The following is a 22,283-nucleotide window of genomic DNA, read 5'->3' as shown; positions in this document are numbered from 1 at the left end:
GGTTCCTCTGGCTAGCATGTCGCGCTCCCGCGTCAGAGCGTTCCGCCCGCCGCCTCTGCCATAAAGGCCTGATCGAAGCGCAGCTTGACGTTGTTGACGTCGCCCAGCGTCGAGCCGTCGGGGAAGCTCATGCCGATCACGTCGACGCTCGGCGCGTTGGTACCAAGAATGCCGTGGCTGAACAGGAAGTTGCGCACCAGATCCATGGTCTTCGGCAGTTCGGCGCCGTTGGTGAATGCGACCGCCTTGGCCGGCTCGAAGAACATCGCCGTTGATGCAAGCTGAGCGTCGAAACCGGCAAGATCCGTCCCCGACGCCTTGGCCATCTCTTCCTTGGCCGCCTTGCCTTCGGGCGTACCCGACGTCATCAGCGCCATGGCTTCATACCATGCACCGACAAGCGCCTTGCCCAAGGCCGGATTGTCCTTCAGCGTCGCGGTGTTGACGACCATCATGTCGATGATCTCGCCGGGGATCTCAGTCGAATCGAATACCTTGTGGGCGCCCGGCATGGCAGCGATTTCCGAGACCAGCGGATTCCAGGTGACGACGGAGGTGACGTCGCTGGTGCCGTAGGCAGCGACCATGTCGGCATCGGAGGTGTTCACCACCGTAATGTCCTTTTCGGCCAACTCCACCGTCTCCAGCGCGCGCGCAAGTAGGTAATGTGAGACGGAGAGCTCGACGAGATTGACCTTCTGGCCGGCAATATCCTTGAGCGCGGTCTTGTTCTTGAGGATGACCGCGTCGTTGCCGTTGGAGAAATCGCCGACGATCAAGGCCGTCGTGTCGACACCGCCGCCGGCCGGGATCGAAAGCGCATCCATGTTGGTCATCGAACAGCCGTCAAAGCCGCCGGCCGTGTACTGGTTGATGCTCTCGACATAGTCGTTGATGCGGGTGATCTCGACATTGATGCCGTATTTGTCGGCCCACTTCTTCATGATGCCGCTGTCGGAAAGATAGCCCCACGGCATCCAGCCGACATAGATCGACCAGCAAATCTTGAAGTCTTTCTTGGGCGCCGCTTGCGCGGCTGAGATGAAGGGGAGGCTGAGTGATGCGGCTAGGATGATTGTGGCCAGTTTGCGAAACATTACATACCCCTGTTTGCGATCCGGATTGCGTCCGAACGTCTGTTGGGGGGTTCACGGAGCGCGCATCCGGGAGAGGTTCGCGCCAGCAAACCCGTGCAGGGTTCTCCCGGGATTTTGGCCCGCCGTGTTCCGCCAGATGCCTCAATGCATCTCAAGCGGTCGCGTCTCTTGGACCAGCACCGTGATCGACACGGCCGGAACCCTAGACGCTCTGCACATGAATAACGAAGCAAGGGGCGTGCCAGTCCGGAAAGCCGTCCTGAGGCGGCCTTTCCCCGGATTTGCAGGCAATCGCGTTATGCTGATGCCACAAAAGTCATCGCAACGCCGACGGATTAGGCAAGGAAAATCTAGCGTCAACCAATATGAGCAAGCTTGTGCCCTGGGGACCTCCGCTGATCGCACCCTGCTCTATGGTCGCCCACACATACATGCCCAATAGGGACACGTTCGGGAAGGGCGTGAGCGCGCGGCGGATCCGGATGCCAATTGGCGCCGACCCATGTGACGAGTGCGCCCGATCGTGCAAGGGCAATTCGTGAAATAAGCGCGACTGCAATGATGCTAGGCAAGCCCGATCGCGTGTCGGGAGGCAGTTGTGAAAGTTGCGATCATCGGACCAGGCTCGCTCGGGAAGGCCTTGGCGAAATGTCTTGGCCTCGCCGGGCACGAAATTCGCCTCAGCTTCAGTCGTGACGAAGGCAAGTTGCGCGCAATCGCGGCAACCCTCCGTGTTGGCTTCGGTGCCCCTGACGAAGTAGCGAGATGGGCCGACGTAATTGCCCTGGCGACGCCATGGCCGGCTCTCGAGCTGGCGATGGACGCGCTTGGCGATTTGTCGGGCAAGATCGTCTGGGACAATACCAATGCAGTCGCACCTGACCTTTCCACGATGCTGCTAGGCACTACTACGTCTGTAGGCGAGGAGGTTCAGAGGCGCGCGCGGGGCGCCCTTGTCGTCAAGTGCATTCCGACCTTTGCCGAATTGCTTGACAGGGATGATCCGCGTCTCAACGGCGATCCGGTGACGAGCTATGTCGCCGGCAATGACGCAGATGCCAAGGCGGCGGTTTGCCGGCTTCTCGCCGATCTGCCGACAATACCGGTCGATGTCGGCGATCTCACGGCCTCGCGCCTGATCGAGCCGATGATGCTGCTATTGGTCCAGCTCGCCTATCGGCGCGGGATGGGGCCGACAATTTCCTTCAATCTCATTCGACAGGACGGACGGACTCATGACTGATTATCTACCCGCGCGGCGCAAGGCGATTCCAGTAGGACGTCTGCTGATCGATGGCCAATGGCGCGATGCCGTCAGTGGCGAGACTTCGACGACTTTTGATCCGACCACGGAGGCGGCGATCACCGATATTGCGAAGGCGGACGTCACCGACACGAGCGATGCCGTCGCGGCCGCGCAGCGGGCTTTCGAGCAAGGACCCTGGGCGCGGATGCACCATGAGGAGCGCGCCAAGATCCTGTTTCGCATCGCCGATCTAATGGACGAGCGGGCCGAGGATTTCGCGGTGCGCGAGGCGATGGATATGGGTATGCCCTATCGCGATTTCCGCGATATCATCATGCCGCACTGCTCAGGACTGTTCCGCTTTCATGGCGGGCTCGCCATGAGCGCGATGGACGGCGCCTATCGTACCAGCTACGAACCAAATATCAGGATCCTGACGCGGCGCGAGCCGCTCGGTGTGATCGCTGCGATCACCCCGTTCAATTTTCCCCTCGCGCTGTCCTGTTCGAAAATCGCGCCGGCACTCGCGGCGGGTAACACGGTCGTTCACAAGCCTGCGACCGACACGCCCCTGACGGCCCTCGCCTTGGCGCAAGTGATCCTCGACGCGGGCGTGCCGCCAGGCGTCTACAATCTCGTCACCGGCCCGGGCGGCACCATCGGCGACGCGTTGGTCAACGATGCCCGCGTCGGCAAGATCGCCTTTACCGGGTCGACCACCGTCGGCCAGGGCATCATGCGCAACGGTGCCGGGACGATGAAACACCTGACCATGGAGCTCGGCGGCAAGAGTCCCAATATCGTTTTCGCCGATGCCGATATCGATGTCGCGATACAGGCAGCCTTCTGGGGCATCTTCTGGAACAAGGGCGAAGTCTGCGTCGCCGGATCGCGCCTGCTGGTTGAACGCGCCTGCTATGACGAGGTCGTCGAGAAGCTGAGCGCCATGGCGAGGTCGGCGACGCTCGGCGATCCGCTGGACCCTGCGACGATGATCGGGCCGATCGCATCGCGGGGCGAGTATGACAAGGTCTTGAGCTATGTCGAAGAGGGCAAGCGCACCGCGCGACTGGCCGCGGGCGGCGGCACCCGCCAGGTCAACGGCAAGGGCCTCTTCATCGAGCCGACCATCTTCGCCGATGCGACCAACGACCTAAGGATATCGCGCGAAGAGATTTTCGGCCCTGTCCTGCCGGTGATTCCATTCGACAGCGAGGAGGACGCGATCCGGATCGCCAACGATACGAGCTACGGGCTCGCCTCGGGCATCCAGACCAGCGATCTCGGCCGCGCCTTGCGGCTCGCCGACCGGATCAAGGCAGGCACGGTCTGGCTGAACTGCTGGCACAAGTACCATCCTAATGCGCCGTTCGGAGGTTTCAAGATGAGCGGCTATGGCCGCGAGCAGGGCCGCGAGGCGTGGGAAAGCTACACCCAATACAAGACGATTTGGGCGAATCTTGGCGAACCAGTCGAGATGGCGCGATGAGCGTGCGCGATTCCAACCCACTCGACCCGCGGCATCCTAAACGCGTCGCGATGGTCCTTTCAAACCCGGCTGTGTCAACCACCACAGGCTGGCCGGTCGGGTTTTGGTGGAGCGAGTTAACTCATCCCTGGCTCGCCTTCACCGAGCGCGGATATGGAGTCGCGATCTTCTCGCCTGAGGGCGGCAAATGCGAGGCGGATGCGTTGAGCGACCCGCGCGATCCGTCCGGCTATTCGGATACGGATCTGATCTCGCTCGGTTTCCTGTCGACGCCGAAACTGGCGGCGCTGGTGGAGACGACCCGGCCCATCGCAGAGCTGTCGGTCGACGCGTTCGACGCTATCGTCGTCGCTGGCGGCCAAGCGCCGATGTTCACCTTCGAAGGCGCAACTGAGTTGCAGCGGCTGTTCATCAACTTTTTCGCGGCCGGCAAGGTCGCGGCCGCCTTGTGTCATGGCGTCGCGCTGCTGCGCTACGCTCGCCTCTCAACCGGCGAGCTGCTGGCCAAAGGGCGCACTGTTACGGGTTTCGCCAATGTCGAGGAAGACTTCGCCGACAATGCCGTCTGGGAGATGGGCGCGCTGCCACACGGTACGCATCTGATGCCATGGCGGATCGAGGATGAGATGCGTGCGCTCGGCGCGAATTATGTTCAGGCCGGGCTGTGGCGCGATTTTGCCGTGCGCGACGGCAATTTGATCACCGGCCAGCAGAACTTCTCCGGAGCGGCGACCGCCCGTCTTGTCATCGAGGCGCTCGGTGGCTGAGGACCAAAGACCGCTCCTGTCGGTGAAGTTCGGGAGACAAACTCGCCGTCAGGGCGGGCGATGCCAAACGACATCGGCCCAATAGGATCCGGGTCCGTCCAAGAACTCCACCTCAAACAACCACTATCAGCAGCGAGGATGAACCATGGCCGTAGTGACGACACTTGATATTGCCGGCCTGACGGCCGAAGATTATAGCCGCATCCTCGATCGGATCGGCGTGGAGAAACGGCCCGCTGGCGGCATCTACCAGCACATCGCGCATGCCACAGACGATGGTTATCGCATCATCGAGATATGGGACGACAAGGCAGGCCTGGAGATCTTCTTGCAGGACACATTGTTTCCCGCCGCACAGGAACTGCAAGTTCAGCGTGAAATGACCATTATGACCCAGACACTGCACAACATCTTTGTGCCCCGGATTGGTGAACTGACTGCCCTGGCAAATGATGCGCCTGGTGGACCAGTCAAACGGGCAAAAGTGTAGGCAGCAAGGATCGAGGATGCGGCGATCGATCATCGAAGTCCCGGAGGAACTTGCGTCCGGACGCCCGGTACAACGATAGTGACCGCGGCAAGTGCAAAGAGGTTGTTCTTTCCTGCCGGCGACTATCGCCATGCGCCGGCCGGAGTCGTTCAGCTGCGTGTGATTCGCAGCGGTTCATCCTATGCAGAGATCGATCTTGGCCGCGGGCTGCGGCGCGTCTTCACCCGCCCCGGCGACCTGCTGCTCAGTCTTCCCGAGCGTGCCACGCGGTTCAAGATCGAGGAGCCGCGAGAGCTGACGATGATCACCGTTGACTCCGCGCTGGCGTCAAGGCTCCTGGTATCCGCAGGCGGGACCCCCGAGGACCTGGTAATCCTGACCGATCGACCGATACGCGATTCGCTGGTGGCCGAGTTGTGCCGACGCCTCGAAGGCGACCCGCCAGTCAACCCGATCGTCCGCGAATGGACGCTGGGCCTGGTTTTCGCGAACCTGCTCCGTCTCGGGCATGCACGCCAGCGGCAGCAGAAGTCTCCGGTCCTAACCTCGCAGCGGTTCGACCGGGTCCTCGCTGCGATTGACGGCGATCTGGAAAAGGGGGTGTCGATCGACCATCTTGCCGGAATCGCGGGAATACCACGACGCGCCTTCACCGCCGCCTTTCGCGAGGCGACGCAATTGCCGGTACATCAATTCATTTTACGCCGCCGCGTTGATCGCGCGGTCGAGCTTTTGGAAAATAGCGATCTGCCGCTGGCCGAGATTGCTCAGCACGCGGGTTTCACTCACCAGGCCCATATGAATCGCGTCGTGACCCGATTGAAAGGGCTGTCGCCAGGCCGGCTGCGGTCTCGCAGGCGCGACGGCTGACTTGTGATCTATTCCAGCATCGAATGGCGGAGATGTGAGTTGCTGAAACGTCCGTTGGCTAAGATGCCCGACAGTTTGCGTGCAGAGCTCGAGGCCGCAAATCTGATAACTGCTTTCGAGCAACGGCCTCCCTATCAGCGCAATGATTACTTGCATTGGATCGAGCGCGCCCGTCACCCGGAAACACGCCGAAAGCGCATAAATCAGATGATTGACGAGCTTACGAAGGGAGGAATCTACATGGGAATGCAATAAGAGCTGGCATCGCCGCGAAGCTAGCAGATCCGTCAACGATCATCTTCCGATCCGTGGCCTATCGAGATCGGGTGCTTTCCGCTTTGATCTTCATCGATTTCCCCACGTTTTTGCGCAGAGGATGCAGAGAGCCAAATAGTGACAATCGAACCTATCCTCCATTTTCGTTTGCGGCAGGTGGCCATATGATCGTGACATCGCAAACCAATAACGTGCTCGGCAGCACGTCAGGAAGGTGGCGCGTCTGGTCGCTCTCGGACGGTTACATCGAGATGCCGGCGGACCTTCTGCGGGACCCGCAGGATAATCCGGTGCCGCAAGCTGCGTTGGCAGGGGCGCTTCGTCTGTCTGTCAATTGCTTCGCCCTCGCAGGTCCAGGCGTTGACGGCGTTCTGATCGACAGCGGAGGAGGGGGCTGGGCCCCGACAGTGGGGCGTCTTGAGCAGGCCATGGCGGAAGCCAAGATCGACCCGGCTTCGATCACGGTCTTGGCGCTCACCCACGCCCATCAGGATCATGTGCACGGACTTTTGACCCCCGACGGCCGAATGCTCTTTCCAAACTTGAAGGCGATCGTAATTCCCGAGGCGGCTGTGGGGAGCTTTTTCGCTTACGCGCACCTTGCGCAGTTCCGGCCCCTGCTGAAGCCTGTCCAGAATGGCGACCAGGTGGGTGAGCGATTGAGGGCGGTCGCCTTGCCCGGTCATGCTGCCGGTCATACTGGCTACACGTTCGACACGGACGAGGACCGTTTCCTATTCTTCGGGGACATCGTTCATGTGCCGGCCTTGCAGTTCGGCAATCCCGCGTTCAGTTGGGGCTATGACGACGATCAGCTGACCGCGCGCGCAACCCGCCTAAAGGTTTTCAGTGACGCGGCCGAGGCGGGGACGTGGATCGCCGGCGCGCACCTTGGCTGGCCGGGCATCGGTCGCGTGGTGCGTAAGGGCGAAGCATACGGCTATGAGCCGGCAGGAGGACGAGTGACCGGATAGGCGGCCCGTTGCTGATCGGTTTATACCGCTCTCTTCGCCCAAGGCAAGGATCTCGACGAGCAGCGCGCCGCACTCCGGCGTCCTCAACGGCGGCGGTACCATCGTCCGGTCCACCAAAATATCTGATTCTTGATCCACTGGCGGCCGATCGATGCCTGAGGCTTACCGGATCGGCGTCTCGCCGCGAAACAGCGGCTGGTGCGCCCGCATCAAGGCGGCGATCCGGTCGGCGACTTTCCGTACCGGCGGGGAGTGACGTTCCTCGTGATGGGTGACGATCCACTGGTCGGTTTCAAGTTCGGGGATAGGCTGAGCAACGCGAACCAGCCGCGGATCGCCGTCACCGACGAAGCACGGAAAGACCGAAAGGCCGGCGCCGGCGGCCACCAGTTCGCGCACCGAATGGGTGTTGTTGCCGCGTACGGCGATGCGGTCGCCGTGATGGGCTTGCAGCCAGCGCGCCGAGGCAATGTTTGCGCCTTCGCCGGTGACGCCGACGAACAATCCGGCGGCGATGCCGTTGATCAGGTGACGTCCGGAATAAATGGCGTGGGCGACCTTGCCGCTCTGACGGCCGGCCAGCCACTGCTCGGTCGGGCGCTCGCTGCGGATGCCGATGTCGGCGGCACGGCGGCCGATGTCGACCCGGTCGGTGGTGGTGACAAGCTCTACCCTTATGCCGTCATCGACCGTCCAGATCTCGCCGATATGGGCGGAAACGAAGGCCGAGGTCCATGGCCCGGCCGAGATGCGGACAATGCGGTCGGGCAGGTTTCCCTCGCGCCAGCGGGTCAGCGACTGCATTGCCGCCTCGACGTCTTCGGCGCGCCGCAGCAGTTCCTCGCCGACCGGGGTCAGCCGGTAGCCGGTCTGCTGGCGCACGAATAGAGGTTCGCCGATCTGCTTTTCGAGCGCGGTGACGCGTCGTCCAAGGGTGGCTGCGCTGAGGCGCGTGGTTCCCGTCGCTGCGCTCAAGCCACCCAGCCGCGCAACGTCGAGAAACAACCTCAGATCGTCCCAGCCGATATCCATTTTGCAGAAATGAAAAACTCCTTGCGACCGTGGCTGTAGCGCAAAGCGGGCATCGTGCGCAAGTATGCAGGCATTGGAGGCGTTGGACAATCCTGCCTGGCGGGACAGGGACAAGCGCCTCGGCTGGCCAAGAAGCGAACTGAACCCTTTCGATCGCGCATGCGATTGGCGCAGAGGTTTTGCGCTTCCGACCAACCCAGGCGCGCAGGCATTCTGCGTACCAAAGGAGACGATCATGTTGGATGAACTTCGATACCGTTTCGCCCGCTGGATTGCCTATCGCCAGACGCTTGCGAGCTTGAGGCAGGCCCGGGACAGCACACTGGCGGATGCCGGCATTTCTCGCGAAGAGATCCGCGAGCGTGCCCGCCACGCCAGCTTGCGTCGTTGAGGAGCCGGGCATGCAGATGATGATGCTTTGGGATGGCCGCTCGGTACCGCGCATCGGCATCGGCACCTGGGCGGCGGGTGGCCCCGCGCGTTGGCGTGACACGGCGACAATCTATGGCGAGGTCGACGATATCAGGTCGCAAGCCGCGCTGGCGATGGCTTATGAGATCGGCGCGCGGGTGTTCGACACGGCTGCCGCCTACGGCGCCGGCAATGCCGAACTGATCCTCGGGCGGGCGTTGAGGGGTAAGGACGAAGCCGTCATCGTCACCAAGGTCGGCTATTTCGGCGATCCCGAAACGCGTAAGATCGCACCCGAGGATGCCTCTGCCGCGGCAATCCGGACATCGATCGACAATTCGCGGCAGCGCCTGCAGCGGGATTGTATCGACGTCGTGCTGCTACATATCAACGAGTATCCGATCGAGCGCGCCGGCGAGGTGTTCGATACGCTCGGCCTGTTGCGCCAGGAGGGCAAGATCGGCGGCTTCGGCTGGAGCACCGATCACCGCGGACGGCTTGCCGCCTACGCGCCGCGCGAGGGGTTCGTCGCCGTAGAGAACGACTTCAATGTGTTTACCCCGGCGAACGAGCTGATGGCCGTTGCGGCGCGCGAGAACCTCGTCTCGTTCAGCCGGCTGCCGCTGGCAATGGGGCTGCTCACCGGCAAATACACGCCGGCCATGCGGCTGCCCACCAACGATGTGCGCGGCGGGAATGCCGAATGGATGGTGTTTTTCAGGGATGGCGCCGCCAACCCGCACTATCTGTCAAGGCTCTCGGCAATCCGCGACCTGCTCACCTCGGGCGGACGCACGCTTGCGCAAGGCGCGCTCGGCTGGATACTCGCCAAGTCGGCAATCGCCTTGCCGGTTCCCGGCTTCACGCGGCCCGAGCAGGTCGCGGACAATCTCGGTGCGCTGGAGAAAGGGCCGCTGCCGGCAACGGTGATGGCCGAGATCGACGCAGTGCTGAAAATTGCCGAGACTGCGTAGGGTGTGGTGAATCCGGAATTCGCATTGGCGACAATGCGACCAACTTCGATCTCTCTGATGTCTGCCGATATCGCATTTTTCTTAGTCAAGCTTCCGTGGCGCAATTGAACACGGACGGAGCGGCGGACACGCTCGAGTTGAAGGTCCGCCGCTCCGGTTTTCAGATCAAAGAGTGATGCTGCAACGGGAGATGGGTAGCGAGCTGCGCTTGAGCTGCGCCGCCGACCGCGTCGCTGTCGAGAGAGAGCGACCCGGTTGAGCTGTCAAAGATGATGTGGTGGGAACCATCATCCGTGGCCGTACCAGCAGGGGAAGTATGCAATGAAAGCCCGCCCGACTTAAGCTCGGTAAGAGCGGCTTGATCGAGGTGGAGCTTGTCCTGAAGCTTGCTGAAGTCGAAGGCATCGTTGCCTCCGTGGCCAGACATGATCTCGGCGGCGGCGCCGTTTTTTGCCTGGGCGCCGACACTTTCATCGGGCTGGACGGTTTGCGCGAACCCGTGGCGGATCAGGCTGGTTGCCGTCTTGTCGGATGGATCGTTGGTCGGGAGAAGTTCCGAGCCGGCCGAAAGAGAATGGCTCAACGAGGCCAATATGCGGTCAACGTTGCTGCCCTCGCTTACCTTGTCGCCGGCATTATCGTGGGTGGTGTCAGTCGAACTGCCATCGCTGGCGAGGAGGTGAGAAAGCGCGGTCTTGTCATGACTGCCATCGCTGGTGGTGGCACCGGAGGCGGCGGTAGCAGTCGAACTGCCGTCGCTAGCGAGGAGGTGAGAAAGCGCGGTCTTGCTATGGCTGCCATCGCTGGTGATAGCGCCAGAGGCGGCGGTATCAGTCGAACTGCCGTCGCTGGCGAGGAGGGGCGACAGCGCGGTCTTGCCATGACTGCCATCGCTGGTGGTAGCGCCGGAGGCGGCGGTAGTAGTCGAACTGCCGTCGCTGGCGAGGAGGGGCGACAGCGCGGTCTTGCCATGACTGCCATCGCTGGCGGTAGCGCCGGAGGCGGCGGTAGTAATCGAACCGCCGTTGCCGGCGAGGAGATGCGAAAGCGTGGTCTTGCCATGATTGCTATCGCCGGTGGTGGCTTCGGAAGGGGCGGTGGCAGTCGAGGTGCTGCCGCCGGTGATGGTCTCGGCCGGGGCTGTGGCGGTCGAGGTGCCGCCGCTGGAGGTGGCTTCGGAAGGGGCGGTGGCGGTCGAGGTGCCGCCGCTGGAGGTGGCTTCGGAAGGGGCGGTGGCGGTCGAGGTGCTGCCGCCGGTGGTGGCTTCGGAAGGAGCGGTGACAGTCGCGGTGCTATCGCCGGTGGTGGCCTCGGAAGGGACCGTCGCCGTAGAAATGGGATCGGTGGCCGCAGCTTCGGAAGGAGCAGTCCCGGCGGTGCTGAGATTGTGTTGCCGGAAAACGGCCTGCAGTTCCGGGGAGCTCTCAAGCGCGGTGTCGCCTCGCTGTGAACCCCAGGCGTACGCGTACTCGAAGGCGGGTGACGGAACCAGCTTGGCCCAGTGGTCCATCATGGTTTCCATCTGGGCGGCGGTGGGCACGACATATTTGCCACCCATGTCGGTGTTATAGTCGCCACCGCCAAACGTCTGGTAGCCTGGAATGATCTTGCTCGTCGGGATGCCCGATGCCTGAGCGGCGGCAACGAATTTATCGATCATGTTATAGTCGACCGCGCCATCCGTGCGGACAGGATAGACATCCACGCCGTAGTAATCGATACCGGTATTGGCGGGATTGTACGTGTTCGAAAAATCCGGATTCGCGGACGTCCCCAAGCTCATCATCGTGATGTAGGTCTTGGCGTCCGGCACATTGGCGTGAATCCAGTCGGATTCTGCCTTCAGATTCGCGGCGGAGGCGTAGGTGCCCCATTGGCCGGTGGGATCCGGCTCGTCGACAAGGAAGAATCCGAACAGCTTCGGATTGCCGATGAAAGGCGTGATCTTGTCGATAAAGGACGACGTCGCTCCGTCGGTTTCGTTGAGGTAGACCAAGCCCTTCATACCGTCCGGCAGCGCATTGAGTTGGTCAACAGATGAAACGTCGGCCAGATTGAATCCGGCTTGCGAAATTTCCGTGCCCGATCCACCTGACGTGTAATGCAGAGTTGTCATCCAATATTCCTTTTTCTGTTTCGACCGTGCCTACTTACAGACGGCGTATATTAGCGCCAAATCACATACCGACACCCTCTGACAGAAATATTGAGGTTTGAAGTAGGATTGAGCGTTGGAGGGGCGCTCCCTTCGAACTCGTTTCCGCAACGGTATCGACGACCAGCCAAGGATGGTTCTATTCGGGATAAGACTCGGCTAACTTGATCCGACCGTGTGGAGCTTGGCTCGAATGGCGCGGTCGAGAAGCCGTCCGACGCAGGACGGCCGGGAAATCTGAAAACCAGACCAAAAACAAAACCCGCCTAGCGGCGGGTCGTCAGTGCGAATCTGCACCGTACCCAAATTACTAGCATAGCTGCCGGCACAAAGCAAGAACAAAATGTGACGCAATCGACGAAGCTGCCGATCTAGACGGCGCTTCTCCGAAATGCGAATGCGCCTCGCAGCCGGCATTGCCGCAACAGCGGTGCCGTGCAACATCGGCGGCTTGGAAGGAACCCCGGTGCTGTCTCGCCTGATCGCCGGCCTGCTGCTCGCCTGCGGATTGACCCACAGATCATGTATTCGCTTGCGCAGGCGTCGTGGGGCTACCCAGTTGCCTTTTCCGCGAGGCGACGGTTGGACTCAAACATCTTCTGCGGCATCCGCCGAAAGCTCCTGATCATGACGTTCGCGCGGAAGAGGTTGGCCGGATTGGCCGCGAGGCTGGTGCAAGGCGATATATCCCAGACACCAGGGCGCGGACGAGCGGCTTGCGTACCGGCGTCTCGATGAAGCGCCAGACGATAAAAGAGGCAAGGAGGACCCCGGCCAACACGACGAAGAATGCGGCGTTCTTGCCGACATGAGGCGCCAGCGCGTTAAGCGAAATGTAGCCGATATACTGGTGCAAAAGATACAGCGGATAAGTCAACCCTCCGAGCATCATGATAGCCTTGGATGGAGCAATCACGGAGCGGAGCAATATCGCGCCAGCGAAGACTCCGTAGACCACTATATTGGCAGCGAGGAGGGCCGGATACGAAATGGCTGCGCCAAAGTGCTCCTGCATCCAGTTATGAGAGAACATTGCGGTCTGGCAAGACACCAGGAACGCGACGGCAAGAAACAGGAACGCAGCCGGTGAACGGCCCCTTGCAACGATGTCTTCCGCGAGGATGCCGGCGGCAAACAAAGGCGCATAGTTTGTAATGAAGAGAATGCGTATCACCGGGTTCCCAAAGAAGAACTCGTTGGTTGCCGAAATTGCGAGCCAGATGGCCGCGATGGGTATTTTCCAGCGCTGAAAGGCGCCGGCAAAGATCAGCACTGCAACCCAGCCGTAAAACAGGATCTCGAGCATGATCGACCAGTAGACGCCATCCATGGACGGCCTGCCGAAGAGGCGGGCGAACATGGAAAGATTGGCTACATAGGTTGGAACATCGGTCGGAAAACGCTGATCTTTGGCGACGACGAGAACAACAAACGTCGCGGTCATGCAGACGAGGAATCCGGGATAAAGCCGGGCGAAGCGGGCGACCGCGAATTCCTGCCAGGTTCGACCTTCGGCCGACCACGCGATGACGAAACCGCTGATCAGGAAAAACAGATTGACGCCGAGATAGCCGTAGATGGCGTAAGGTGCTGCGGCAGGATATTCCACGTCGAGATTGCCCGCGATCGCGCCGCCAAAAAGATAGTGAAAGAGCACGACCGCGAGGGCTGCAGCCAGGCGCAGCAGGTCGAGTGATGCCATGCGCGCCGGAATGGCCTTGCCTGCCGGTTCCACAGCTACCTCCCGCAGCCGTTTCAGCTTTTGACAACCATCAGCGGCCTGATCCGCAATACCAGTGCTAACGCGAAGACTGCAAACCGGCGGCAGGCCAAGCCTTTACCTTCTCAAGTACGAACAGCTGCTCGCAGGACAGGAACCGCAGGACGCTAAAAGAGCGTACCAGCTTGAGCCCCGCCGCCGCGAAATCCTGTCGTGCAACGGTGAGATTGACGGGATGAGGCGCCGACATCCTTCCGGTGATCATCTTCCGCAGCCTTAGCCGTATTCTCTGGAGGCGGGTGCCAAGGCCGTAGGATACGATCAGGCGACGGCTGGCAACGCGCGCGAGCTCAATGATAATGTCGCGCCTGAGATGTGGCGGGATAAGGTGAATGAGGCGAAGGCAGACCACCGTATCAAAGCTTTCGTCGGCGAACGGCAGCTGCGTCACGTCACATCGGATGAATCCCCGAAATCCTGATTGACCTTCATATGCTGATTTAGCCAAGGCCATCATTTCCATTGAAATGTCTGCAGCCAGCACCCGACAATTATGCTGGCCCAGCACGCCGGCCAGCTTCCCGGTTCCGCATGGGATATCGAGCACCTGAGATGGAGGCGGGCTGCACCTCTCCAGCGCCTTGGCGATGCAGCGTTGCTCCCGTCGCGCAATGACGTATGACGCAACGGTGGACAGCTTCAACCGGCCTGCATAGCCGTTCAGGTACCAGCTCGCAAAACTCGGATCTTGATATCTCTGTTTTGTCGGGAGCTCATAGGCCGCGACTGCCGCGACCTTGGCGTTGTAATTGGCAGGTATAGCCGTATTTGCCGCTGCCGTCTGATGTGGCTCGAGGTTCTCGCTCATATGCCTGCTTTCATACGATTTCTCCTGCAGATGAGATCGAAGATTTTTGTCCGACACGTTCATTGGATAGCCGACCAAGCTGCCCTATTGGCGATAGAGGGGATAAACGGCCAGTTGGCTGCGTCCATCACAGAGAAGGTTTCCAGAAGGCTGGGTGTCTCGCATCCCTCGAACGGATGAGACATGCCGAACTCATGACTGCCGCGCCCTCGCGGAAGTGTGCTGGGGAATAGGGCTACTGCACATCCCTTTCGGAGATGGAACGGTAAACGGACGGTAGGCAATCCGGAAGGATAGTCACCGAAACGCACTCCTTCCGTTCACGATTTTGGCGTCCGTCGATATCCTAACGTGACCACACCGTCATTCATACGGATGGCGCGGATTCCTGGCTCGTCGGCTAGACATCCCAGGAAGAGATGGGCGTTCGCTTCAGCAAATGGACATGACGTCACTGCCAGTAGGCTTCCCTCAGTCTGGATTGAAAGATGATCTTGGAGCTATTTGGGCCGTCCGGTGCTGGTAAGACGACGTTAGCGTCCGAGCTGGTGCACGTTTTGCGAGCTCAGGGCTACTGTGTTGTTTTGCAGACCGGTGACCGCCGACATCCGGTTAGAAGGGCCGCCTTCAAACTGGTCTCCGGCTTGCATTCAAAGTGGATCGGACAGCGTTCTCTCGGTGCAGAAGTGCTTAAGATTCTTCCACCCAAGAATGAGCTGTGGGCGGCTCGCCTGAACTGGCATCTTGAAGCTCTTCTTCAAGCTTGGCGCGCGGCAATAGCGTCCAATGACACGATCTCAATTTTTGACCAGGGTATGGTGCAATTCGTATGTTCACTGGTTTTGTTCAGCGGCGTAACGGATCGTGAAAGGGTGTCGCGCGCGCTCGAGCTTCTACCCAAACCGGATCTGCTTGTCCGATTGCAGGCGCCAAGGGAAATTCTAGAGGTCCGTCTGAAGGAACGCCGGCGTAACCTCGGTATCATTCAGAAGTTCCTCGAAGTCGATCTGCAGAGCAGTCTTGATCATATTGACCACGTTAATCTCATTGGGGAACAACTTGGATCGTTCCCCGTGCCAACAACTTGCGTCGAAAGTTTAGATTCGAACGGGCTCACAGCTGCCACAGAAATGATAGCGCGTGGAGTAATCGACAAGTTCGGCGCGGCGCGGGCGAAATTTAAAAGAGTTGAAGCTTAGAGAGATGCGGTTTTGAAGCGTCGACAAGAAGATATCCAATAATATGGAAAATCGAATTATTGAAAAGAAACCGCGCGAGTTGACATGACATGCGCTTTTCTCGCTACCAGACTGCCTTGGCGTTGACGTTAGCTGCTGTCAGCGCGATATCCATAGTTATCCACGGGGCGGTGAGTGGAGAGGACGTCGCATCGACAAAGTTCGTCGCGCCGGTAGCCATGGACCTGCCGGATTACCTGCACGCCGCGAAGGATGCGGCATTTGGCACAACTTTCACCCGAATAACCAAACCCGGAATCCTCGGCGCCGGCATCGCATGCGGGAGCAAATATTGCAGCCACCGCTATTCGAGCGCCCAGGCCTGGAATTCGGATCAGAGCCTTCTTGTCATCAGCAACGGCTGCGGCGGCTTATGCTTCCTGGATGGGCGCACCTACGCCCCGCTTTTTCGCCGTGATCGATCGACCGAATGCGAATGGCATCCTCACGATCCCGACCTGATGATCTGCGTCGGTGGTCGGAAAATCTCGACCTGGGCGCCACGCACCAATCATGAGGAGGTCCTGTTTGTTTCGGCTGACAGTAGCAATCTCCAGTTCGGGCCATACAAAGGTAATCCAAGCCGTGATGGCAGCCGTATTGCCGTACGCGCGGTTCGCCGGGACGGCAAAGCGGTCGTCTTTGCCTACGATCTCAGACAGCGGCGGAAATTTCCGGAAATCGATCTCGCACAGCTTGTCGGAGCCAACGGCGCCTGCTCAATCTCGCCGCTGGGCGTCAACATCTTATGCATTCAGAACCTGAAAGACGACACTGAACAGACGCTCATCTTTTCTGTTGACGGCGTTCTGCGCCAGAAATGGACTGAGCATCATCGGCCTGGCCATGGCGACATGACCGTCGATGCCGACGGCAGCGAAATCTATGTGGGGATCAGTAAGTCCGATCCAGACATATACCAGGTGATCAAGCGAAGGCTGTCAGATGGGAAAGTCACCTCGCTCATGAGATATGGTGAAGCACAGCATGCCTCGCTCAGGTCGCTGGACAGGCCCGGTTGGGTGTTCCTTACCTATTCGGGCAATCCGGACGAAGTATCGAAATATCCGGCTTGGGCGCCGTATGCGCGGGAAGTCATCGCGTTGCGCATCGACGGCAGCGGAGAGGTCCGGCGCATTGTGCAGACGAAGAACGTTCCATTCGACTACTGGAGTGAGACCCACGCCTCGCCGTCCCCGGACGGTTCACAGGTGATCTGGTCAAGCAATTGGGGAGTACCCGGCGGCCCGGTTTACGATTTCGTCGCCCGTATTGACTGGCCGGAAGGATCAGACACTGGCTCGAGAGCATTAGCCGCGAGCGGTCTTCAATAACAAAACCTTCCGGTCGCCTATGGCGATATGGCCGATCGTGCTTGCTCCATTCACGCTTTTAACGCCTCACGTTCAACTTCGCCGCCATACGGCTCCGTTCGATGTCGATTCATTCAAACGGACGACGACAGTGGCCAAGCCTGCACCTAGCGTGATTGTGCAGTTTGCAAGGCTTATGACACTTGCCGGAATCCTACGAATTACAGCGATGACGTCGGGTGACGGCTTGTATCGCCAAGGGCGCTCGCGCCGGAGCTCACTGTTGATGTCACGGCCGAGAAAGGAATAGCAGATGGATACGGATAAGCGAGCCGAAGAGAATGCCTCTTTCAACCCTGAGTTGTTAGAATGGTTGGTATGCCCAATGACCAAGGGCTCACTTGCCTGGGATTCGGATCGCGATGAACTCGTTTCGAAGAGCGCGGGACTTGCCTATCCGGTTCGCGACGGCATTCCAATCCTGCTAGCCTCGGAGGCACGGACGATCACCTCCCGCGTGGTCAAACTTCGCGCATCCAGACGATGATGGGAGCCGCGCTAAAGTAGGCGGCTTTCCGACGACAGCCAGCAATGACAGGAAAGTGTGCCGCGGAGCGCGAGCCGTTTGTCTGCGGACCACTCTGCGCTCGGCACCCGGGCAGTGCCGACCTCTTTGATGCAACGCGCGGCGACCTGAACCGGCTGGGTACGGCGGCCCGCTGCCGGGACAGGGTTTGCGTCATTTAAACAGACGAGGACAGTGGCAAGACCTGCCCCTACCGTGACCTGGGCGAGATGGGTAGCGAAACCAACACCATGAAAGCAAATTCAAGGGCCGGCCACTTCGCGCGATCGGGCTACAGCGAACGGTCAGGAGACGCAGGATGAATCCGCATCTGGTGTGTGTCGGAGGCGAGGATCATGCCCTGCGAATTCCGTTCTTGATGTCGCTGCGAGAGAAGGGATTCCGTGTTACTGCGGTGTCGAGCGGCGGTGAAGCCGCATTCCTGCGGCATGGCATTCCGCATCGCAGCTACGGTTTCGACCGATTTTCCAGCAGCAGCGGAGAATGGGCCGCCATCAGAACCATTCGAAAGCTGATGGCGGAACTCCGGCCGGACATTATCCAAAGCTTCGACACCAAGCCCAACCTGGTGACGCCACTTGCGGTGCGCGGAAGCGTTCCAGTCGTGCGCACTATTAACGGTCTGGGCTGGACGTTCTCGTCCCTGGAACCGCGCGCCCTTGCCCTGCGCCCAATCTTTTGCGGACTGCAATGGCTTTCGTCGTTATGGACGGCGGCTACGGTGTTCCAGAATCGGGACGATCAGGCATTCTTTGAACGCTACCGACTGATCGGACGCGGCAGCGGACGAGTGATCCGCAGTTCTGGAATCGACGTCGATGCGTTCGCCATGGCAAGGCATCTTGCCCCGTCGGCGATGAAAATGCGCGAAGAGCTTGGGCTCCAATCCGCCGAGATCGTAATTTTTGTCGGCCGGCTAACGCGCCAGAAAGGCATCCCGACACTCCTCAAGGCAGTCCCTCGCATCCTGTCGGAAAGGCCCAATGCCCGTTTCGTGCTTGTCGGCCCATTGGAATCCGAGGGCCCATTTGCAGTGGACAAGGCTGAGATCGATCGACATGTGCCGCATGTCATCGCCTTGGGTCCACGACGCGACGTTCCTGCCCTTCTTAGCATGGCCGATCTGTTCGCCTTTCCAACACAATACCGAGAAGGGATTCCGCGCGTCCTGCTGGAGGCAGGGCTCGCGGGATTGCCTATCGTCGCCTCGATGATGCCTGGTTGCAATGAGGTGGTCGAGGACGGATGGAACGGCCATCTCGTCCCCCCGCACGATGCGAACGGCCTTGCCTCTCGAATTATAGAGGTCCTGTCCGACCGCCGGAAAGGACGGACCATGGGCGCTCGCTCTGTCGAGCTCGTCCGGACGCAGTTCTCGCTGCCCTGGGTGGTCGAGCAATATTGCGATCTCTACGACAATGTCCTTAGTGCCAAATCCCAGGGCGGCTTCGCTCGACCGGCATCGCCGGTGTTGCTTGAAGAGCCTGCTGCAAACCGCGGATCGGGTGGAGCGCGCCGATGATCCGGGACGCGATCCTGGCCTGCGGCGTGGCCATGTCGTATGCGGCGCAGCTCTCAGTTCCGGGCTTGCCCTACGGCTATGGCGAATTGTTTCTCGCGCTTTGGATCATGCTGTCGATCGGGCGGGTGCTCGCCGGCGGTCACTTGGTAGTCAGGCCCGCCCTGATCCGTGTTGCGGGCTTCTGGCTGATCATCACGCTCGCTCTGGGTATTGGCACCATCGTTGGCTACCTGACCACGGTACTGTATCTGTCGGTGGTGATGCACGATGTGGTAGCCTACCTGCTGCTGATCTGCGTCACCTGCCTGGCCGCCGCGGAGCCCGACGCGGATCGCCGTCTGCGCAGTGCTGCCTGGTGGGTGGTCGCGATTGCGAATGCATGCTTTATTGTTCAGCTGGCACTTGGATGGGGTTGGATTCACCAATCCGGCGTCGATCCCTGGTACTGGGATCGCTTCCGAGGCTGGTCCGAGAACCCCAACCAGCTCGCGCTCTATTGCGCACTCCTTGGTCCGCTCGCCTTGCATCTTGCGACGACTACAAGCAAGCCGTGGGCGAGGTTGGCCGGGCTCAGCAGCCTTATCCTGACCATCTATGTCGGAAGGCTGACGAAGAGTGATACCTATCTTTACACGACGGTCCTGGTCGGCCTGATATTTCTTGGGCTGCGGGTTCGGACATGGCTCGCAGCCGGTGACGGCAAGGTCAGCCTGTCCCGGCAAGTTACCCTCCTGCTGATGATTGGCTTCCTTCCGTTGGCCATGTCGATGACGCCTTACATCGTCACGGAGGTGGGCAGCGTCGAACAGTTCGCCTTGAGTCTTACCAAGGACAAGGGCGGCGAAGCGACCGCCGAAACCGCTGCACTTCGAATCCATCTCTGGGGAGATGCATTGGGCAAGGGCCTAACGTCAGGATCCCTGGGCCTTGGTCCTGGCCCGCATCTGGAGCGCCCGCCCATTTCCTACAGCCAATTTCTGCCCCGGCCTTTCGAGGCTCACAACACGATTCTCGATCTGTACACTCAAGGTGGTTTGGTTGCGGTCCTGGCCCTGGCCTGGATTGTCGGCGCGGCGGCTTTATGCGCATGGCGTGCGAAGCTCGATGCCCTGTTCGTGCTGGTGGTGTCGATCGTCATCTTCGGAATGCCACATCTGATCATCCGCCATCCAATCGTGTGGTTTGCGCTTACCATTTGCCTTGTTGCCGGAACGCCGCGAACGATTTCGGCAACCTCTAGCGACCTGAGGTGATGGCATGTGTGGGATTACCGGAATTCTCCTTGCACCCGATGCCGCCAACATCAAGCCGCTCAGGGCAATTGGCCAGATGACGACGGCCCTTAGTCATCGTGGGCCTGATGGCGAAGGCTTCTGGATCAATCGCGAAGCCGGCATTGCCTTCGGCCACAGGCGTTTGGCTATAGTCGACCTATCGGAAGCAGGACGCCAGCCGATGCATTCGGCAAGTGGCCGATATGCCATTACCTTCAACGGCGAGATCTACAATTTCCGCGATCTGCGCCGCGAGCTTGAAGACGCTGGCCATCGGTTCCGTGGCGCCAGCGATACCGAAGTGATGCTGTGCGCAATCGAGAGCTGGGGTCTCGACACCGCACTCACGCGCCTCGCTGGCATGTTCGCATTTGGATTGTGGGATCTAAAGACCAGGACCCTCCATCTCGCCCGCGACCGAATGGGCAAGAAGCCGCTCTATGTTGCTGCAACGCGCGATGCGCTCGTTTTTGCCTCCGAGTTGAAGGCAATCCATCGTTTTCCAGGTTTCTGTCAGGAGCTCGATCTCGACGCGGCCGCGACAATGCTTTCGAAGGGATGGGTACCGGGTAACTGCTGCATCTGGCGAGGCGTGTTCAAGCTACCTCCGGGCTCGGTCCTGTCTGTGACGGCGGCGGATTTTGCCGAGGCGCGCAGCGCCGCATCCCTTTCGCAACGCGCCCGACACTGGTGGTCGCTGCCTGAAGTCGCCGCGAACGGTCGACAGAATCTAATCGCCGGTACCGACGAAGAACTGACCGATGGACTCGACGACCTGCTTCGACTTGCCGTCCGGGAACGCATGATAGCCGATGTGCCGCTGGGTGCCTTTCTGTCTGGTGGCCTCGACAGCTCCACGGTTGTGGCGCTGATGCAGGCCCAATCGCCAAAACCGGTGCGCACATTCACGATCGCTTTCGGAGAAGGCGGGTTTGATGAGGCTCCCCACGCGGCGGAGGTCGCGCGGCACCTGGGCACCGATCATACTGAACTCCACCTTTCAGCAGCCGCTGCGCGTGAAGTCATTCCGGAACTGCCGCGGATCTGGGATGAGCCGTTCGCCGATGAATCGCAGATACCGACTTTGCTCGTGGCGCGGCTCGCTCGCCAGCACGTTACGGTGGCCCTATCAGGCGACGGTGGCGATGAATGCTTCGCCGGTTACGCCCGTCATTTCATGGCTGCGCGGTTGAAACGACAGCATGCGCTGCCGTCGCCGCTGCGTCACGCGCTTGCTGCAGGGGTCGGATTGCTGGCCCGTGCAGCGCGTCACGATTTCGTCGGCAAGCTGCCGCTTTCGGCGAGTGGACGGCACGCGCTGCGGAGCGACCGGCTGCATCGCCTCGCTCGGCTGCTCGCTGCGCCAGATGAGGACGAATTGCATCGACGGCTGACCGGAGCATCGACCGGGAGCCTCGCACTCCACACGCCGCCCACATCAATTCAAGGGTCCCCCCGGCTTGATGGCCTGCTGTCCCGTCTCTTGTACGACGACATGGCCGGTTACCTGCCCGACGATATATTGGTGAAGTTGGACCGCGCCAGCATGGCCAATAGCCTCGAGGGCCGGTGCCCGCTTCTCGACCATCGGGTTGTCGAATTCGCCTGGCGGCTGCCGGCACATGCGAAGGTCCGCAATGGCAAAGGCAAGTGGCTTCTTCGTCAGCTGCTTAGCCGCTATGTTCCGCAACGGCTGATCGACCGGCCGAAGCAGGGTTTCGATGTTCCCATAGCAGTCTGGCTGAGCGGCCCGTTGCGCATCTGGGCCAGCGATCTAGTCGCCGATATACGCCTCTCCGGAGATGGGATCTTCGACTTTGCGAAGGTCGAAACCTGCTGGCGCGACCATCTTGACGGAAGACAGGATCATTCTCGCGATTTGTGGCCCGCGTTGATGTTCCAGGCCTGGCGCAACGAGGCCGGGCGGTCCGCCGGGCCGGCAACGGGCATGTCCACAGCGCTCGAACTGACAGGAGTATGA

Annotated in this window: 20 protein-coding genes and 1 riboswitch; of the genes, 15 read left to right on the top strand and 5 right to left on the bottom strand. The window is 60.4% G+C overall.

Features of this window, described 5'->3' with window-relative positions; genetic code table 11:
• Window positions 1-32 precede the first annotated feature (32 nt).
• Complete coding sequence (locus tag NKI47_RS03405; protein WP_023679467.1) at window positions 33-1,097, bottom strand: putative urea ABC transporter substrate-binding protein; 1,065 nt, start codon at window positions 1,095-1,097, stop codon at window positions 33-35.
• A gap of 101 nt (window positions 1,098-1,198) precedes the next feature.
• A riboswitch (guanidine-I (ykkC/yxkD leader) is annotated at window positions 1,199-1,314 on the bottom strand.
• Window positions 1,315-1,695: 381 nt separating this feature from the next.
• On the opposite strand from NKI47_RS03405, the gene NKI47_RS03400 reads away from it, so the two are divergent.
• The 7 genes from NKI47_RS03400 to NKI47_RS03370 all read left to right on the top strand — a co-directional run bounded on the left by NKI47_RS03400 (window position 1,696) and on the right by NKI47_RS03370 (window position 7,209).
• The gene (locus NKI47_RS03400) at window positions 1,696-2,340 is read left to right on the top strand and encodes an NADPH-dependent F420 reductase (protein WP_352578215.1); all 645 of its coding nucleotides are present in this window, start codon (window positions 1,696-1,698) and stop codon (window positions 2,338-2,340) included.
• Entirely contained in the window at window positions 2,333-3,832 is a 1,500-nt protein-coding gene (locus tag NKI47_RS03395) for an aldehyde dehydrogenase family protein (RefSeq protein WP_352587437.1), read from the top strand. The genes NKI47_RS03400 and NKI47_RS03395 overlap by 8 nt, the downstream gene beginning before the upstream one ends.
• Window positions 3,829-4,599 (top strand): type 1 glutamine amidotransferase domain-containing protein, encoded by a 771-nt coding sequence (locus NKI47_RS03390; RefSeq protein ID WP_352578217.1) that lies wholly within the window; start codon window positions 3,829-3,831, stop codon window positions 4,597-4,599. The genes NKI47_RS03395 and NKI47_RS03390 overlap by 4 nt, the downstream gene beginning before the upstream one ends.
• A 145-nt stretch (window positions 4,600-4,744) precedes the next feature.
• Window positions 4,745-5,089: a hypothetical protein gene (locus NKI47_RS03385; protein ID WP_352587433.1), complete on the top strand. Its 345-nt coding sequence runs from the start codon at window positions 4,745-4,747 to the stop codon at window positions 5,087-5,089.
• A gap of 102 nt (window positions 5,090-5,191) precedes the next feature.
• On the top strand, window positions 5,192-5,959 hold the full coding sequence (locus NKI47_RS03380; RefSeq protein WP_352587430.1) for a helix-turn-helix domain-containing protein: 768 nt from the start codon (window positions 5,192-5,194) through the stop codon (window positions 5,957-5,959).
• Window positions 5,960-6,022: 63 nt separating this feature from the next.
• Window positions 6,023-6,214 carry a YdeI/OmpD-associated family protein gene (locus NKI47_RS03375; protein WP_352587523.1) on the top strand — a complete coding sequence of 64 codons (192 nt, stop codon included), beginning with the start codon at window positions 6,023-6,025 and terminating at the stop codon, window positions 6,212-6,214.
• A gap of 185 nt (window positions 6,215-6,399) precedes the next feature.
• Window positions 6,400-7,209, top strand: a complete 810-nt coding sequence (locus NKI47_RS03370; RefSeq protein WP_352587427.1) for an MBL fold metallo-hydrolase — start codon at window positions 6,400-6,402, stop codon at window positions 7,207-7,209.
• Window positions 7,210-7,371: 162 nt separating this feature from the next.
• Here the strand turns inward: NKI47_RS03370 and NKI47_RS03365 are convergent, their stop codons facing one another.
• Window positions 7,372-8,241 carry a LysR family transcriptional regulator gene (locus NKI47_RS03365; protein ID WP_352587424.1) on the bottom strand — a complete coding sequence of 290 codons (870 nt, stop codon included), beginning with the start codon at window positions 8,239-8,241 and terminating at the stop codon, window positions 7,372-7,374.
• 235 nt (window positions 8,242-8,476) lie between these two features.
• Between NKI47_RS03365 and NKI47_RS03360 the strand changes: the two genes are divergently transcribed.
• On the top strand, window positions 8,477-8,632 hold the full coding sequence (locus NKI47_RS03360) for a YjiS-like domain-containing protein (protein ID WP_156937304.1): 156 nt from the start codon (window positions 8,477-8,479) through the stop codon (window positions 8,630-8,632).
• A gap of 10 nt (window positions 8,633-8,642) precedes the next feature.
• On the top strand, window positions 8,643-9,626 hold the full coding sequence (locus NKI47_RS03355) for an aldo/keto reductase (RefSeq protein WP_352587421.1): 984 nt from the start codon (window positions 8,643-8,645) through the stop codon (window positions 9,624-9,626).
• 160 nt (window positions 9,627-9,786) lie between these two features.
• On the opposite strand, the gene NKI47_RS03350 is transcribed toward NKI47_RS03355, so the two are convergent.
• The 3 genes from NKI47_RS03350 to NKI47_RS03340 all read right to left on the bottom strand — a co-directional run bounded on the left by NKI47_RS03350 (window position 9,787) and on the right by NKI47_RS03340 (window position 14,432).
• The gene (locus NKI47_RS03350; protein ID WP_352587418.1) at window positions 9,787-11,742 is read right to left on the bottom strand and encodes a calcium-binding protein; all 1,956 of its coding nucleotides are present in this window, start codon (window positions 11,740-11,742) and stop codon (window positions 9,787-9,789) included.
• A 664-nt stretch (window positions 11,743-12,406) separates the two neighbouring features.
• On the bottom strand, window positions 12,407-13,516 hold the full coding sequence (locus tag NKI47_RS03345) for an acyltransferase family protein (protein WP_352587415.1): 1,110 nt from the start codon (window positions 13,514-13,516) through the stop codon (window positions 12,407-12,409).
• A 64-nt stretch (window positions 13,517-13,580) separates the two neighbouring features.
• On the bottom strand, window positions 13,581-14,432 hold the full coding sequence (locus NKI47_RS03340) for a class I SAM-dependent methyltransferase (RefSeq protein ID WP_352587413.1): 852 nt from the start codon (window positions 14,430-14,432) through the stop codon (window positions 13,581-13,583).
• A 425-nt stretch (window positions 14,433-14,857) separates the two neighbouring features.
• Here NKI47_RS03340 and NKI47_RS03335 point away from each other — a divergent pair, with 425 nt between their 5' ends.
• The 6 genes from NKI47_RS03335 to asnB all read left to right on the top strand — a co-directional run bounded on the left by NKI47_RS03335 (window position 14,858) and on the right by asnB (window position 22,283).
• Window positions 14,858-15,568 carry an AAA family ATPase gene (locus tag NKI47_RS03335; protein WP_023675607.1) on the top strand — a complete coding sequence of 237 codons (711 nt, stop codon included), beginning with the start codon at window positions 14,858-14,860 and terminating at the stop codon, window positions 15,566-15,568.
• An 89-nt stretch (window positions 15,569-15,657) separates the two neighbouring features.
• Complete coding sequence (locus NKI47_RS03330) at window positions 15,658-16,941, top strand: hypothetical protein (RefSeq protein WP_352587411.1); 1,284 nt, start codon at window positions 15,658-15,660, stop codon at window positions 16,939-16,941.
• A 292-nt stretch (window positions 16,942-17,233) separates the two neighbouring features.
• Window positions 17,234-17,467 (top strand): Trm112 family protein, encoded by a 234-nt coding sequence (locus NKI47_RS03325; protein WP_023675609.1) that lies wholly within the window; start codon window positions 17,234-17,236, stop codon window positions 17,465-17,467.
• 337 nt (window positions 17,468-17,804) lie between these two features.
• Window positions 17,805-19,028, top strand: a complete 1,224-nt coding sequence (locus NKI47_RS03320; protein WP_352587408.1) for a glycosyltransferase family 4 protein — start codon at window positions 17,805-17,807, stop codon at window positions 19,026-19,028.
• Window positions 19,025-20,281 (top strand): O-antigen ligase family protein, encoded by a 1,257-nt coding sequence (locus tag NKI47_RS03315; protein ID WP_352587405.1) that lies wholly within the window; start codon window positions 19,025-19,027, stop codon window positions 20,279-20,281. The genes NKI47_RS03320 and NKI47_RS03315 overlap by 4 nt, the downstream gene beginning before the upstream one ends.
• 4 nt (window positions 20,282-20,285) lie before the next feature.
• Window positions 20,286-22,283: an asparagine synthase (glutamine-hydrolyzing) gene (asnB, locus tag NKI47_RS03310; RefSeq protein ID WP_352587402.1), complete on the top strand. Its 1,998-nt coding sequence runs from the start codon at window positions 20,286-20,288 to the stop codon at window positions 22,281-22,283.

Origin of the sequence: Mesorhizobium sp. M0633 (assembly GCF_040320645.1) — a bacterium.
GTDB lineage: Bacteria > Pseudomonadota > Alphaproteobacteria > Rhizobiales > Rhizobiaceae > Mesorhizobium.
The sequence above is the reverse complement of the archived record's forward strand: the minus strand, read 5'-3'. Positions and strand labels throughout refer to the sequence as shown.